12 protein-coding genes are annotated in these 13,646 nt (G+C 73.7%); 8 read left to right on the top strand and 4 right to left on the bottom strand.

The features are described 5' to 3' along the window. Window positions 1–20 precede the first annotated feature (20 nt). Entirely contained in the window at window positions 21–2,822 is a 2,802-nt protein-coding gene (locus AB0J55_RS02100) for an AAA family ATPase (RefSeq protein WP_364241475.1), read from the top strand. On the opposite strand, the gene AB0J55_RS02095 is transcribed toward AB0J55_RS02100, so the two are convergent. Together AB0J55_RS02095 and AB0J55_RS02090 are read right to left on the bottom strand one after the other, a co-directional pair. Then, complete coding sequence (locus AB0J55_RS02095) at window positions 2,819–3,364, bottom strand: DUF6328 family protein (protein ID WP_364241473.1); 546 nt, start codon at window positions 3,362–3,364, stop codon at window positions 2,819–2,821. The two genes, AB0J55_RS02100 and AB0J55_RS02095, sit on opposite strands and share 4 nt — an antisense overlap. An 85-nt stretch (window positions 3,365–3,449) precedes the next feature. After that, complete coding sequence (locus AB0J55_RS02090) at window positions 3,450–3,836, bottom strand: helix-turn-helix domain-containing protein (protein ID WP_364241470.1); 387 nt, start codon at window positions 3,834–3,836, stop codon at window positions 3,450–3,452. 97 nt (window positions 3,837–3,933) lie between these two features. Between AB0J55_RS02090 and AB0J55_RS02085 the strand changes: the two genes are divergently transcribed. From AB0J55_RS02085 to AB0J55_RS02065, 5 genes are all read left to right on the top strand, one after another. Beyond that, the gene (locus tag AB0J55_RS02085; RefSeq protein WP_364241467.1) at window positions 3,934–4,749 is read left to right on the top strand and encodes an alpha/beta fold hydrolase; all 816 of its coding nucleotides are present in this window, start codon (window positions 3,934–3,936) and stop codon (window positions 4,747–4,749) included. A gap of 110 nt (window positions 4,750–4,859) precedes the next feature. Beyond that, window positions 4,860–6,065 carry an LLM class flavin-dependent oxidoreductase gene (locus AB0J55_RS02080; RefSeq protein WP_364241464.1) on the top strand — a complete coding sequence of 402 codons (1,206 nt, stop codon included), beginning with the start codon at window positions 4,860–4,862 and terminating at the stop codon, window positions 6,063–6,065. A 15-nt stretch (window positions 6,066–6,080) separates the two neighbouring features. Next, window positions 6,081–7,415, top strand: coding sequence for an NtaA/DmoA family FMN-dependent monooxygenase (locus AB0J55_RS02075; RefSeq protein ID WP_364241461.1), 1,335 nt, complete (start codon window positions 6,081–6,083; stop codon window positions 7,413–7,415). 68 nt (window positions 7,416–7,483) lie between these two features. Beyond that, window positions 7,484–7,978 carry a SigE family RNA polymerase sigma factor gene (locus tag AB0J55_RS02070; RefSeq protein ID WP_364241459.1) on the top strand — a complete coding sequence of 165 codons (495 nt, stop codon included), beginning with the start codon at window positions 7,484–7,486 and terminating at the stop codon, window positions 7,976–7,978. Further along, complete coding sequence (locus AB0J55_RS02065; protein WP_364241456.1) at window positions 7,978–8,844, top strand: hypothetical protein; 867 nt, start codon at window positions 7,978–7,980, stop codon at window positions 8,842–8,844. Before AB0J55_RS02070 ends, AB0J55_RS02065 begins: the two co-directional genes overlap by 1 nt. A gap of 6 nt (window positions 8,845–8,850) precedes the next feature. Here AB0J55_RS02065 and AB0J55_RS02060 read toward each other — a convergent pair whose 3' ends face one another. Further along, on the bottom strand, window positions 8,851–10,026 hold the full coding sequence (locus AB0J55_RS02060) for an iron-containing alcohol dehydrogenase (protein ID WP_364241453.1): 1,176 nt from the start codon (window positions 10,024–10,026) through the stop codon (window positions 8,851–8,853). After that, window positions 10,014–11,123 carry a mandelate racemase/muconate lactonizing enzyme family protein gene (locus AB0J55_RS02055; protein ID WP_364241451.1) on the bottom strand — a complete coding sequence of 370 codons (1,110 nt, stop codon included), beginning with the start codon at window positions 11,121–11,123 and terminating at the stop codon, window positions 10,014–10,016. The genes AB0J55_RS02060 and AB0J55_RS02055 overlap by 13 nt, the downstream gene beginning before the upstream one ends. A gap of 267 nt (window positions 11,124–11,390) precedes the next feature. Here AB0J55_RS02055 and AB0J55_RS02050 point away from each other — a divergent pair, with 267 nt between their 5' ends. Beyond that, window positions 11,391–13,151, top strand: coding sequence for a hypothetical protein (locus AB0J55_RS02050; RefSeq protein WP_364241448.1), 1,761 nt, complete (start codon window positions 11,391–11,393; stop codon window positions 13,149–13,151). Continuing rightward, entirely contained in the window at window positions 13,148–13,516 is a 369-nt protein-coding gene (locus AB0J55_RS02045; RefSeq protein WP_364241445.1) for a hypothetical protein, read from the top strand. Before AB0J55_RS02050 ends, AB0J55_RS02045 begins: the two co-directional genes overlap by 4 nt. Window positions 13,517–13,646 lie beyond the last annotated feature (130 nt).

The following is a 13,646-nucleotide window of genomic DNA, read 5'->3' as shown; positions in this document are numbered from 1 at the left end:
CGTCTTCTATTATCGTGCGTGTGCAACCGCTCACGGACGGTGCTGACCGCCTGATCGGCCGGGACGGTGAGCTGTCCCGGCTGGCGGGCTGGGTGCACGAAGTCGCCGCCGGGCGCGGGCGGGCGGTCCTGGTGGACGGCGAGCCGGGCATCGGCAAGACCGCCCTCGTCCGGGCCGCCTGCGCGGTCGCCGCCCGGGCCGGGTGCCAGGTCTTCCGGGGCGCCGGCGACGAACTCGGGCAGGCCCTCCCCCTGCTTCCCCTGCTGGACGCGCTGCGGATCACCGGTTCCGCGCCGGATCCCCGGCGGGAAGGCATCGCCGCGCTCCTGCGCGGCGACACCGCGCGCGGCACGGGAACGGACCTCGCCGCGGTGGCCGCCGAGCAGCTGCTGACCCTGGTCGACGAGCTCTGCCAGGCCGGCCCGGTGTTGCTGGTGGTCGACGAGCTGCAGTGGGCCGACCGCGCGACCGTGGCGGTCTGGGGCAGGCTCGCCCGGTCGGTCCGGCAGCTGCCGCTGCTGCTGGTCGGCGTGCTGCGCCCGGTCCCGCGCCGCGACGACCTGCGTGCGCTGCGGCGGATCGTCGGACCCGCCGAACGGCTGCGGGTCGGCCGGCTCACCGGCCCGGCCGCGCTCGAACTGGTGGCGGAGCTGGCCGGCGGCAAGCCGGGCGACCGGCTGGAGCAGCTCGCCGACGGCGCCGCGGGAAACCCCTTGTACCTCACCGAACTGCTCGGCGCCCTGACCCGGAGCGCCTGCCTCGCCGTCGACGAAGCCGGGATCGCCGAGCTGACCGGCGGGCCGGCGCCCGATTCGCTGCCGGAAGCGATCGCCGACCGGCTCGGCTTCCTCTCGGAGCCGACGCGGGCCGTGCTGCGGGCGGCCGCGCTGCTCGGCGTCGGCTTCTCGGTGGCGGACCTGACCGTCGTGGCCGAGGCCGAGCTGGCGGCGCTGCTGGCCGCGCTCGACGAAGCACGGGCGGCCGGGGTGCTGGTGGCCTCCGGCGACGACCTGGCCTTCCGGCACCCCCTGATCCGCCAGGCCCTCTACGACGAGCTGCCCGCCGGGGTCCGGGTCGTCTGGCACCGGGCCGCCGCGCGGGCGCTGGCCGACGCCGGTGCCCCGGTCGAGCGGGTCGCCCGGCAGCTGCTGCCCACGGTGTCCGGCGGGGACGCGGGCGAACCGGTGCCGGGCTGGGTCGTCGGCTGGCTGCTCGGCGCCGCCACCGCGCTGATCGGCCAGGCGCCCGAGGTCGCGGTCACGCTCCTGCGCCGGGCGGTGCGGGACAGCGCGTCGGACGCGCTGAGCTGCCGCCTGGCCGACGCGCTCTACCGGGTGGGCGACTTCGCCGCCGCCGAGCGGGTCGCCGAGCGCGCCCTCCGGCGGGCCGACGATCCGGATCTGCGCGTCGACCTGCACACGACGGTGACGCAGTGCCGGGCGATGACCGGCCGCTCCGCCGAGTCGCTGGCCGCGCTGAGCCGGGCCGCGGCCGCGCCGGGGCTGCCCGCCCGGCACCGGGCCCGGCTGCTGGTGCTCACCGCGCGGACGCACCGCGATCTCGGCGAGGTCGACACCGCCGCCCGGGTCGCCGCCGAAGCGCTGGCGGGCGCGGGCGAGGACCACTGGGCGACCGGGTGGGCGCTGCACGTGCTGAGCCTGGTCGCGATGATGCGCGGCGAATGGACCGAAGCGCTGCCGCTGTTCGAACGCGCGATGGCCACCGCCTCGGGCGACCCCGCGCTCACCGATCTCGGCCTGCTGCTGCGCATCAACAAGGCGGTCACGCTCGGCGCCCTCGACCGCTACCCCGACGCGCTGGCCGCCGCCGAGCGGGCCCGCGAACTGGCGGACCGCGCGGGCAGCGTGGTGCGGCTGACCCAGGCGCAGAGCGCGCTCGGCCAGCTCCTGCTGGGCAGCGGCCGCTGGGACGACGCCGTGGCGGAGGTGGACGTCGTCCCGGACGACCTCAAGGACCCGAGCGTGGCGTGCTGCGACCACGGCGTGGCGGCGATCATCCACTTCCACCGCGGCGAGACGGCCGAGGCGCACCGGCACCTCGACGCGGCGGCCCCGTGCGCGGACCGGATCGGCGGCCGGGTGGTCGAATCACTGGCTCTGGCCCGCAGCCTGGCCCTCGAGCAGGCCGGCGAACCGGAACGGGCGCTCGCCGCGCTGACCGCCGCCCTGACCGGCGAGGACGAAGGCGAGGGCCTGCTCGGCGACGCCGTCCGGCTGGCCGTGGAGACCGGCGACACCGCCACTGCGGCCGCGATCGGGGCCCGGGTCCGCGCGATCACGGCCGGGGCGGCCGTCCCGCACCGCCAGGCGCTGGGCCGGTACTGCCGGGGAATGACCGACCGCGATCCGGAAACCTTGCTGCGTGCCGCCGACGGCTACCGCGACGCGGGCCGTCCCCTCCCCCGCGCCAAGGCCCTGGAAGCCGCCGCGATCGCGTTCGCCGAGGCGGGCGACCGCGGTTCGGCGCGGGCCGCGTTCACGCGCACGCTGGACCTGTGCGGCGAGCTGGGCGCGCAGTGGGACGTGGCGCGGCTGCGCGCCCGCTTCCGCGAGTTCGGCATCCGGCGTGGCCCGACGGTGAAGCACCGCCAGGCCACGCACGGCTGGGACAGCCTCACGCCGACGGAGACCAAGATCGCCGGCCTGGTGGTGGCGGGGCTGTCCAACCCGCAGATCGCGACGCGGCTGTTCCTGTCACCACGCACGGTCGCCACCCATGTGTCCCATATCCTGGCGAAGCTCGGGGTGCATTCGCGCATCGACATTGCCCGCGAAGCAACCCGCCATACGGCGTCGGGCTAGCGGGTCCCGGAGTGGCGGATCCGGCTCCACATCGGCACGACGAACCACCACAGCGAGAACCAGCCGAGCGCACCGGCGGTGAACCACGCGGCGAGCGCGGGCCCGAGCGTGACGCTGAGGATCAGCAACAGCGCGGACCCGATGGAGAGCATCAGCAAGGTGAGCCCGCACAACGCGAACCGGCTGGAGGCGAGCACGAGCTGCCGCTTGAGCCGCCGCTGGTAGACCAGCCGGTGGAAGGCGGCCGGCGCGATCAGCAGCGCGGTGGCGGCCGCCCCGAGCACCAGCGCGGCCACGTAGACCCGCCGTTCGAAGTCGGTCAGCGTCGCGAAGCGCGGTGTGAAGGCGACGGTGAGCAGGAAGGCGAGCAGCAGCTGCACCCCGGTCTGCGCCACTCGCACTTCCTGCAGTATCTCGGCGTAGTTCCGGTCCAGCCGCTGCACCGGCGTCTCGCGGCGCACCGCGAAGTTCCACTGGTCGTGGGCATCCGGGAGCCCGGGGAGCCGGTCCGGGTGGGTCGTGTCGATCTCGTTCACCGTCATGCCGGAACCCTCCCGCAGACCGCCGAGCGAAACATCGGTCGATCAAGGGATGCGGGAAGGCGCCGCCTCGGTCACCGACGGATCCTCAACGCCGGGCCGGGAATTCCCGCGCGGCGGCGTTCGCCCGGTCGACCGCCGCCATGTTCTCCTCCGCCCAGCTGCGCAACGCCGCGAGCGGCACCTCGAGGGAGTGTCCCAAAGCCGTGAGGCGGTAGTGCACCCGCGGCGGCACCGTCGGCTCCACCCGGCGCTCGGCCAGGCCGTCGCGGGTGAGGCTCTGCAGGGTCACCGACAGCATCTTCTGCGAGACGCCCGGCATCCGGCGCTGCAGTTCGGCGAAGCGCACCTCCTCCGGGCCGGCTTCGGCCAGCACCTTCACCGCCATCGACGTCCACTTCGTGCCGATCCGGTCCAGGAGGCGGCGGGTCGGGCAGGCCGGGTCGAAGAGGTCGCCCTTGCCGGAGGGGGTCACCTGGAGCTCACCACCTGTTCGCGAAGTGCCGTCTTGGCGCGGCCGGGCCGGTTACCTAGCCTCATCTGGTCACCAATGGTAACCACCGGGAGGTCACGTGCACGAGCAGCGGGTCAGGGCGAACGGCATCGACGTCAACGTCGTCGTCACCGGGCGGGGGCCGGCGTTCCTGCTGCTGCACGGGTTTCCGCACACGTGGCGGCTGTGGACCGCGGTCATCCCGCACCTGGCCCGGCACCACCGGGTCATCGCCCCGGACCTGCGCGGCCTCGGGGCGACCACCCGCGCCGCCGACGGCTACGACGGCGGAACCCTCGCCGCCGACGCCGAGGCCCTCCTCGACGCCCTGGACGAGCCGACGGCGACGGTCGCCGGCATCGACGCCGGGGCCGCGCCCGCGTTCCTGCTCGCGATGCGCCGTCCTGAGCGGGTCCGCCGGCTGGTCCTGATGGAGGCGCTGCTCGGGCGCCTGCCCGGGGCCGGGGACTTCCTCGCGGGCGGGCCGCCGTGGTGGTTCGGGTTCCACGCCGTGCCCGGCCTCGCCGAGACGGTCCTCGCCGGTCACGAGGCGGACTACGTCGGCTGGTTCCTCGACGCCGGCACCCGCGGCCGCGGCGTGCCGCCCGCGATCCGCGACCACTTCACGGCGGCGTACACCGGCCGGGAAGCCCTGCGCTGCGCGTTCGAGCACTACCGCGCGATGCCCGAGACCGCGGCCCAGCTCGCGGCGGCCACCGCGGCCGGCCGGCTCACCGTGCCCACGGTGGCGATCGGCGCCCACCCGGTGGGCGGCACCCTCGGCCGCCAGCTGCGCCCGGTCACCGACGAGCTCACCACCCACCACATCGACGACTGCGGCCACATCATCCCGCTGGACCGGCCCGGCGCCCTGCTGCCATTGCTGGTTCCCTGACGCCGGTTTATTCCCGTCACCGGCCACCGTCCCAGCAGTTGGCCGCGCCCGCCCGCGGCACGGAATCCGGCGCACACTACGGACGAAGCCGAGGAGAAGGGGAACGCGGGATGGCATCAGGAACCGGCCCACGGATCGCTGTCGCACTGGACGGGGCGGGCTGGCACCCCGCCGCGTGGCGCGAACCCGGTGCACGGCCCCGCGAACTCCTCACCGCCGGGTACTGGACCGACCTGGTCCGCGAAGCCGAGGCCGGCAAGCTGGACTTCGTCACCATCGAGGACTCGCTCGCCCTGCAGACCGTGCACCCACTCGACCGGCCGGGCGAGCGGACCGGCATCGTCCAGGGCCGCCTCGACGCCGTGCTCACCGCCGCCCGCGTCGCCCCGCTGACGTCGCACATCGGGCTCGTGCCGACCGCGGTGGTCACCCACACCGAGCCGTTCCACCTGTCCAAGGCCATCGCCACCCTCGACTACGTGAGCACCGGACGCGCCGGGGTGCGCGTGCAGGTCGCCGGGCGCGCCGACGACAACCGGCACTTCGGCCGCCGCGAGTTCGGCGAGTTCCGGCTGGAAGACGCCGCCGAGCCGGGCAAACCGAGCCCGCTGGCCGAGTTGTTCGACGAAGCCGCGGACTACGTCGAGGTCCTGCGCCGGTTGTGGGACAGCTGGGAGGACGACGCCGAGATCCGTGACGTCGCCACCGGCCGGTTCGTCGACCGGGACAAACTGCACTACATCGACTTCGCCGGCCGCTGGTTCTCGGTCAAGGGCCCGTCGATCACGCCGCGGCCGCCGCAGGGCCAGCCTCCGGTCACCGCGCTGGCCCACGCCGCCGTCCCCTACCGGCTCGCCGCCCGCTCCGCCGACGTCGTCTACGTGACACCCTTCGACCGCGAGCAGGCCGGCGCGATCGTCGCCGAGGTGCGCGAGGAGCAGGAGAAGGCCGGGCGCGGCGGGGAAATCCTGCACGTCTTCGGCGACGTCGTCGTGTTCCTCGACGAGTCCGAGCGGGCCGCCGTGGATCGCAAAGCCCGGCTCGACGACCGGTTCGGCGCCCCGTACTCCTCCGACGCCCTCGTCTTCACCGGCACCCCGGCCGGCCTCGCCGACCTGCTGCTCGACTGGCACGCCGCCGGGCTCTCCGGGTTCCGCCTGCGGCCGGGCGCCATCCCCGGCGACCTGACCGCCGTCACCCGCGGCCTGGTCCCCGAACTGCGGTCCCGCGGGGCCTTCCGCACCGAGTACGAGGCGAGCACCCTGCGCGGGCTGCTCGGCCTCGCCCGCCCCGCCAACCGCTACGCCGCCGTCTGAGAAGAGAGACCCGAGATGTCCCGGAAGCAGATCCACCTCGCGGCGCACTTCCCCGGCGTCAACAACACGACCGTGTGGAGCGACCCCGAAGCCGGCAGCCACATCGAATTCAGCTCGTTCGTCAAGCTCGCGCAGACCGCCGAGCGCGCGAAGTTCGACTTCTTCTTCCTCGCCGAAGGCCTGCGGCTGCGCGAGCAGAACGGGCAGATCTACGACCTCGACGTCGTCGGCCGTCCCGACACGTTCACGGTGCTCTCGGCGCTGGCCGCCGTCACCGAGCGGCTCGGCCTCGCGGGCACGATCAACTCGACGTTCAACGAGCCCTTCGAGGTGGCCCGGCAGTTCGCCTCGCTCGACCACCTTTCCGCCGGCCGCGCCGCGTGGAACGTCGTCACGTCGTGGGACTCCTTCACCGGCGAAAACTTCCGCCGCGGCGGGTTCCTCCCCCAGGACCAGCGCTACGAGCGGGCCGAGACGTTCCTGCGCACGGCCTGGGAGCTGTTCGATTCCTGGCGGGGCCACGAGATCGCCGCCGACCAGGAGACCGGCGAGTTCCTGCGGGCCCCGGAGGCGGGCGCCTTCGCCCACCACGACGCGCATTTCGACATCGAGGGCCGGTTCCCGGTGCCGCGCAGCCCGCAGGGCCGCCCGGTGATCATCCAGGCGGGCGACTCCGACGAGGGCCGCGAGTTCGCCGCGGCCACCGCCGACGCGATCTTCAGCCGCTACGGCACCCTCGAAGCCGGGCAGGCGTTCTACGCCGACGTGAAGGGCCGGCTGGCGAAGTACGGCCGGACGCCCGAGCAGCTGGTGATCCTGCCCGCGGCGACGTTCGTGCTCGGCGACACCGACGCCGACGCCCACGAGCGCGCCCACGTCGTCCGGCGGCAGCAGGTCAGCGCGCAGACGGCGATCAAGTTCCTCGAGCAGGTGTGGAACACCGACCTGTCCGGCCACGACCCCGACGGCCCGCTGCCGTCGGCGGATCCCGTGGTCGACGGGTCCACGATCGCGCCCGGCCGCGCCAGCGTCCGCATGTACCGAGACCCCGTCGCCACGGCCCGCGAATGGCGGCAGCTGGCGGAGGCGAAGAACCTGTCGACCCGCGACCTGATCATCGAGGTCACCGGCAGGCAGACGTTCATCGGCTCCCCGGCGACGGTGGCGGCCACGATCGACGACCTGGTCCAGGCCGACGCGAGCGACGGGTTCATCCTCGTCCCGCACGTGACCCCGGGCGGGCTCGACGAATTCGCCGACCAGGTCGTGCCCCTGCTGCAGGAACGCGGCTCGTTCCGCACCGAGTACACCGGCACCACGCTGCGTGCCCACCTGGGACTCGACGCATAGCGACCCCCGCCAGAACTTTTCCGGCCGCAACTGCAACGGCCCGCGGGGGCAGCGGCATCTTGAAGGGTGTGCAGTTCGAAGAGTTCGCCCGCGAGCAGCTGCCCGGACTGGTGCGGTTCGCCGCGGTCCTGACCGGGGACCGCGAACTGGCGCAGGACGTCGTGCAGGACGCTCTCGTGCGCGCGCACCGGGCGTGGCGGCAGCTGACGGCGGCCGACCGGCCCGAGCTGTACATGCGGAAGATCGTCGTCAACGGCTACCTCGGCTGGCGCCGCCGCTGGTACCAGCGGTCCGTGCGGCCGGCGCCGGACGTCCTGCGGTTCCGCGAGGCCGCCGAGCCCGACCCGGCCGGGCGGATCGCCGACGCCGACCAGCTCACCGGCCTGCTCGCCGGGCTGAGCCGCGCCCAGCAGGCGTCGATCGTCCTGCGGTTCTACGAAGACCGCGACGACGACGAGATCGCCGCCGTCCTCGGCTGCGCGCCCGGCACGGTCCGGAGCCACATCTCGCGCGGCCTGAGCTCGCTGCGCGTCCGGCTCGACGAAGACAAGGAGAGCGTGTGATGACCGACCTCGACCAGCTGCGCCGCGTGTTGCACGCCCAAGAGGCCCTGGCCCCCGACCCGGACGCCGTGCTCGCCGCCGCGACCCGCCGGATCCGGCGGCGCCGGGCCGCCGGGGTGGCCGCCGTGACGCTCACCGTGGTCGCCGTCGGCGCGGGGGCCATCGGGCTGCTGGAGCGGGGGACCGCGGCGGCCCCGCCGGCCGCCCACCCCGCTCCCCCGGCCGCGGCCGCACCCGGGGCGCCGCTCCCCGCCGCGCCGTCGATCAGCCTCGAGGACGGTTCCTGGCAGCTGCTGATGTGGGCCGTCCAGCCGCACTTCGCCGGCCTGCACTACGGGCGGGACCACCGGTACGCGTTCGAGATCGACGTCCGGGACGGCACGGCCCCCCACGGCGCGCTGCCGGCGAAGCCGACGGCCGCCGGTCAGCTCCGGGACCCGCGGTCGGTGCGGTGGCAGGACGGACCGGACCGGTGGGTCTGGGCCCGGACCACGAAGCCGGTGACGGCCGTGGAAATGCTCGACCTGCTGGGGAAGATCCGCGCCACCCCGCCGGTCGTCCACTCGCCACTGAAGTCGCTGCAGGTCCCCGCCGGGCAGAAGGTCACGACGTTCACCAGCGAGCCCGAGACGAACACGCTCGTGCTCTGCCCCGACCCCGAAACCATGCGGGCCCCGCTCGACAGCCGGTGTTACTCCCTGTTCGTCACGCGGACCGAGCGGGCCGCGGACAGCCCGTCGCCGGAGGACCCGCTGCCGCTGCACCAGCACCGGACGATCGGGGCCTACACGATCGAGATCGACAGCTCCCCGTCGAACAAGGCGGCGGCGCGGGAACTGCTGGATTCCGTGCAGCTGGACCGGTAGCCGTCCTCAGTAGACCGAGTGCAGCAGCTCGGCGACCTCCGCTGCCGACGGCAGGCGCGGCGCGTTCCCGGTGACGGCGTCGGCCACCGCGTCCGCCGCCAGCGCCGGGATGTCCTCGCGGGCGACGCCGAGTTCCCGCAGCGAACGCTTGATCTCGATCGCCCGCGAGATCTCCCGGACGGCCTCGATCGCCGCGCCTGCCCAGTCCGGTGCCGGTGTCGCGTGCAGCGCGCGAGCCGTCGTTTCGTACGCCTCCGCCGCGGCGGTCGCGCTGAACGCCATCACCTCCTCCAGGACCGCGGCCAGCGCCACCCCGTGCGGGGTGCCCGTGTGCGCGGTCAGCGCGTGGCCGATGCCGTGGACCAGGCCGAGGCCGGACAGCGTGAGGGCGTGGCCGGCCAGGTGCGCGCCGAGCATCAGCTCCGCCCGCGCCTCCAGGTCGCCGCCGTCGCGGTAGGCGGCAGGCAACCAGCGGCCGACGAGGGCGACCGCCTGCGCCGCGTAGGCCGCCGAGAACGGCGTGGATCGCCGTGAAGCCAGGGATTCGATGCCGTGGACCAGTGCGTCCAGGCCGGTGGCGGCGGTGATCCCGGCGGGCAGCCCGAGGGTGAGCTCCGGATCCAGCACGGTGATCCGCGGCCGGACCGAGGAGTGTCCGATGTAGACCTTCCGGCGCGCGCAGACGTCTTCGGCGACGCCGAACCCGTTGGTTTCCGCCCCGGTGCCTGCGGTCGTGGGGACGGCGATCAGCGGCAGGCCGCCGGCGGCGTCCCACAGCCGGTCGGCGTCCGCGGCCGCGGCGCCCGGGTTCCCGGCGAGCAGCGAGATGCCCTTCGCCGCGTCCAGGGCCGAGCCGCCGCCGAGCGCGAGCACCACCGAGTCACCGAAGCCGCGCAGCGCGGCGGCACCACGGTCCAGTTCCGCCGTCGACGGGTTCGGGCCGACGTCCTCGTGCACGGCGTGCTCGATCCCCGCGCCGGCCAGGATCTTCTCGACGCGCCCGACGATCCCGGTGGCTCGCAGCCCCCGGTCGGTGACCACGAACACCCGGCCGTGGCCCAGGCGGTCGACGAAGGCCGGCAGCTCGGCGAGGACACCAGGACCGTATTCGGTGTGGCCCGCCGGCTCGACGGACAGGCGCACGCCGGCCGCCTTCGGCCGGCCGGGGGTCAGATCCGCCACCGGTTCACCGCCTCCTCGTCCAGTTCGATGCCGAGCCCGGGCCGCCGCGGGACCTCCAGCTCGCCTCGCGCGTTGATCATCACAGGTTCGGTGAGCATGAAGTCCCGCCGTTCCGGCGTCCACCCCGGCGGATCCCAGGGGAATTCGAAGAACGGACCGCCGCCGACACCCGCGCAGACGTGCAGGTTGGCCAGCACGCCGATGCCGTTGGTCCAGCTGTGCGGGGTGAACGCGCGGTGCTTGAGCCGGGCGAGCTCGGCGAGCGTCCGGGCCCGGTGCATGCCGACCGCGAGCACGACGTCCATCTGGTAGACGTCGAGGACGTCCTCTTCGAGGCAGCGCAGCAGCTCCGGCACCGAGTGGTGCATCTCCCCCGCCGCGATCCGCACGCCGGGGTTCTCCGCGCGGAGCATCTTGAAGCCGTCTAGGTCGTTATACGGCAACGGTTCCTCGACCCAGAAGACGTCCAGCTCGGCCAGCCGCCGCACCAGCTTGCGGGTCCTGGCGAGGTCGGACGCGGGCGCGGTGTCGCCGGGCATCCGCCAGGACTGGTTGAGGTCGACCATGATCTCGAAGTCCGGGCCGAGCGCGTCGCGTACCGCGGCCACCGTGGCCACCCCCTCCTCGACGCGGTCCCGGTCGATCCGGAGCTTCATCGCCCGGAACCCGGCCTCGCGGGCCCGCAGGGCCGTCTCCACGCGCTCGGCCGGCGGCTTCAGCTCGGCCGAAGAGGCGTACGCGGGCAACGAGCGAGCGGAGTTCCCGAACAACGTCGCCACCGGCAAGCCCGCGACCTGGCCGATGATGTCCCACAGCGCGGCTTCGAGGGGCCAGTGGCGACCGCCGTGGAAGTTGGCGGTTTCGATGGCCTTGACGTGCCGCACGATGTCGAGGGGGTCTTCGCCGAGGAACAGGTGCTCGACCGCCTCGAAGCCGGTCATCGTGTCGCCGGAGCCGATGCCGGTGATGCCGTCGTCGGTGTGCACCCGCACGATCGTCGCGTCGAAGTGCCGCCGCGGTGCCGGATCCCAGGCCGCGGCGAGCGGCGGGTCCAGTTCCAGCCGCAGCCGGTCGAGGGTGATGGCGGTGATCTTCATCCGAATGCCTCCGGAGAGCGCCCGTGGCCGGTGGGACCGACGGTAGAACCGCGCGGAACCGGCGGGCAAGGCCGCGGCGCAGGGTGTGCGCGCACCTCGGCTGGGAAGCGCGCCCGGCCCGTGCGGTGCCGGAACCGGAAAATGCCCGACGTTCGCTCCTTCGCGACCACCCGATCCGCCTACGCCGATTCCCGGCCCAGGCCGTAACCCGGCCCGGCCGGAGACCGTCTTTGAGGAAGTCCTATCACCGATCCGAAGGTGGCGAACGTGACCGCACAGGCGCCGGCGGGCGCGAACACGAGGCAGCCGGCACCGCCGGAGGCGGACGACACCACGCGGTACCTCGCGGCCGCGGCCCACCTCGACCGGCACTACGCCGACGAGGCGGTCCGGGAGTTCTTGACCGAGCCGACCCGCCAGGTTCCGCCGCCGATGGGGCTCGACACCCCGGCCGTGCTCACCGAAGCCGTCGCGGCCCGGTCGCGCCGCAAGTACCGCGACGGCGTCCTCGCCGTGCTCGGGATCGTCGTGCTGGCCACCGGGTTCACGAGCATGTTCCTCTACTCCTGGCTCGGCTGGGCCGCGCTGCTCAGCATCCGCCCGATCTGGCGGAAGACGCGCTGGGACCGCCCCGGCGGTCTCGCGGTGACCTGTCTCCGGCTGGCCGGCCTCTTCCTCCTGTACGTCGTCAGTTCCCTGGCTCCCCTGCTGATCATCGTGGCCGCCGTGCTCGGCGGCGCGAGCAGCAAACCGGCCTGCACCGGGTACTACTGCCGGCAACCGGTGACGTCGTCCGACGACGTCCCGGTCAGCGTGGTCGGCGGCACCGGTGGCGTGATCGCCGTCCTGTGCGCGCTCGTGATGCTGGTCATCGTGGTCGCCGATCGCGTCGTCGTCTGGCACACCGTGGTCCGGCACTTCGGCCGCTGGGCCCGGCACCGGACCGACGTCACCCCGCTCACCGACGACCGGCTCGCCATCCAAGCCGCCCCCGCCCGGTTCCGCGAGGAGCTCCGGCGGCACCGGTCCCCGCAGCCGCCGCGCTCTTCCACCGGCGGCTTCCCCCTGGTCGTCTACCGCGGACGGAACCCCTTCGTCGGCGCCGGGACCAGCGTGGGTGCCTGGTCGACGGCCATCCCGCTGGAGGAAACCGCCGGCGCACGCCACATTCGGCCCCTGACCACCGACCGGCTCTACCGCGCCGCCGCGGCGGCCGTGACCACCCTCGGCGAAACCGGTGCCCTCAGCCCGGACCAGCGGCTGAAGACCCTCGGCACGAGCGGCGTGGTGTTCGCTTCCGCCGAAGCGCTGCTCGCGCACGCGGGCGACCCGATCCGCGACGAGTACCTGCCCGCCTTCGACGCCCCGCCGGTCGCGTTCCTGTCCCCGGCGGAATCGAACCGCGTCTACGCCACCCCGCGCGAATGGGCCCGCTACTACCTGCACTTCCAGGTCGAGACCTGGAACCGCGAGCTCGTCTTCTCGGCTTTCCTGCACGCCGCGGTCGACGACAGCACCCTTTACCTCGAATGGACGCCGTGCGTACTGGCGCCCGTGCGCGACGAATTCCGCGCCCCCGATCGGATGACGGACAGCCTCCTGGCGCCGGTCCGGCAGGGACTCCTGCGGTGGGCCAGGCTCCCGGTGACCCTGCCGGGGCGGCTGTGGCACGCGGTGACCCTCATCCGCCCGCGCCCCCACGACCGGTACACGATCGACCCCGACCGCTACGGCAACGCCCGGACCCTGCGTGAGCTGGGCGCCGCCGGCTCCGTCCGGGACTACTTCCAGATCGTCGACGTCGAGCGGTACACCAAGCTGCTGGAAAGCCGGCTGGTCCCGGCGATCAGCGAAGTGCTGCGCGACTGCGGCTATTCCCCGGCTTCCTTCGAACAACGCATCGCGGCGGTGATCACGAACAACACGACGATCACCACCACCAACACCGGCACGACGATCAACGGCGGCACCGTCAACGGCGCCGTTTCCGGCGGCACCGTCACCACGAACGCCCGGGAGGGCTCATGACCGGACACGAAGAGAACTCGATCAGCGTCCAGGCCGGCACCACGGTTTCCGGTGGCACGATCAACGGCAACGTCAGCGGCGGTTCGGTGACGATGGGCCCGGTGTCCGCCGGCTCGGCGCCGCCGGATCTGGTGGCCCTGCTCCGCCAGCTCAAGGGCCAGGTCGTGGCGGCCGGGCTGTCGCAGCAGAACACGACCGCGGACCACCTCGACGAGCTGATCGAGCAGGCCCGGTCCCCGCACCCGGAGCCCGGCGTGGGCCGGTGGTGCTGGACGAAGGTCACCGCGGCCCTGGCGGGGATCAAGGAGTTCGACGACCTGGTCGGCCGGATCGCCGGGCACCTCGCCGCCCTGTGGCCCGGCTGAGCCCGAGACATCACATGTCTTTCCCGGCGATCTGCCAATTCCTGCGCCAATAACCCCGGAGACACGCGCAAACCCGGGCGTCCGAACTTGATACATCATACGACCGCTAGACTGGCCGCAGGAAATCCAT

It is taken from the genome of Amycolatopsis sp. NPDC049688 (assembly GCF_040674975.1).
Lineage (GTDB): Bacteria > Actinomycetota > Actinomycetes > Mycobacteriales > Pseudonocardiaceae > Amycolatopsis.
This window is presented reverse-complemented; position numbering and strand designations above follow the sequence as displayed.

Excerpts from the sequence above, each read along its gene's own strand:
- AB0J55_RS02095 (WP_364241473.1), bottom strand. The coding sequence starts at position 3,364 with ATGACGGTGAACGAGATCGACACGACCCACCCGGACCGGCTCCCCGGG.
- AB0J55_RS02080 (WP_364241464.1), top strand. The coding sequence starts at position 4,860 with ATGGCATCAGGAACCGGCCCACGGATCGCTGTCGCACTGGACGGGGCG.
- AB0J55_RS02075 (WP_364241461.1), top strand. The coding sequence starts at position 6,081 with ATGTCCCGGAAGCAGATCCACCTCGCGGCGCACTTCCCCGGCGTCAAC.
- AB0J55_RS02065 (WP_364241456.1), top strand. The coding sequence starts at position 7,978 with ATGACCGACCTCGACCAGCTGCGCCGCGTGTTGCACGCCCAAGAGGCC.
- AB0J55_RS02055 (WP_364241451.1), bottom strand. The coding sequence starts at position 11,123 with ATGAAGATCACCGCCATCACCCTCGACCGGCTGCGGCTGGAACTGGAC.
- AB0J55_RS02045 (WP_364241445.1), top strand. The coding sequence starts at position 13,148 with ATGACCGGACACGAAGAGAACTCGATCAGCGTCCAGGCCGGCACCACG.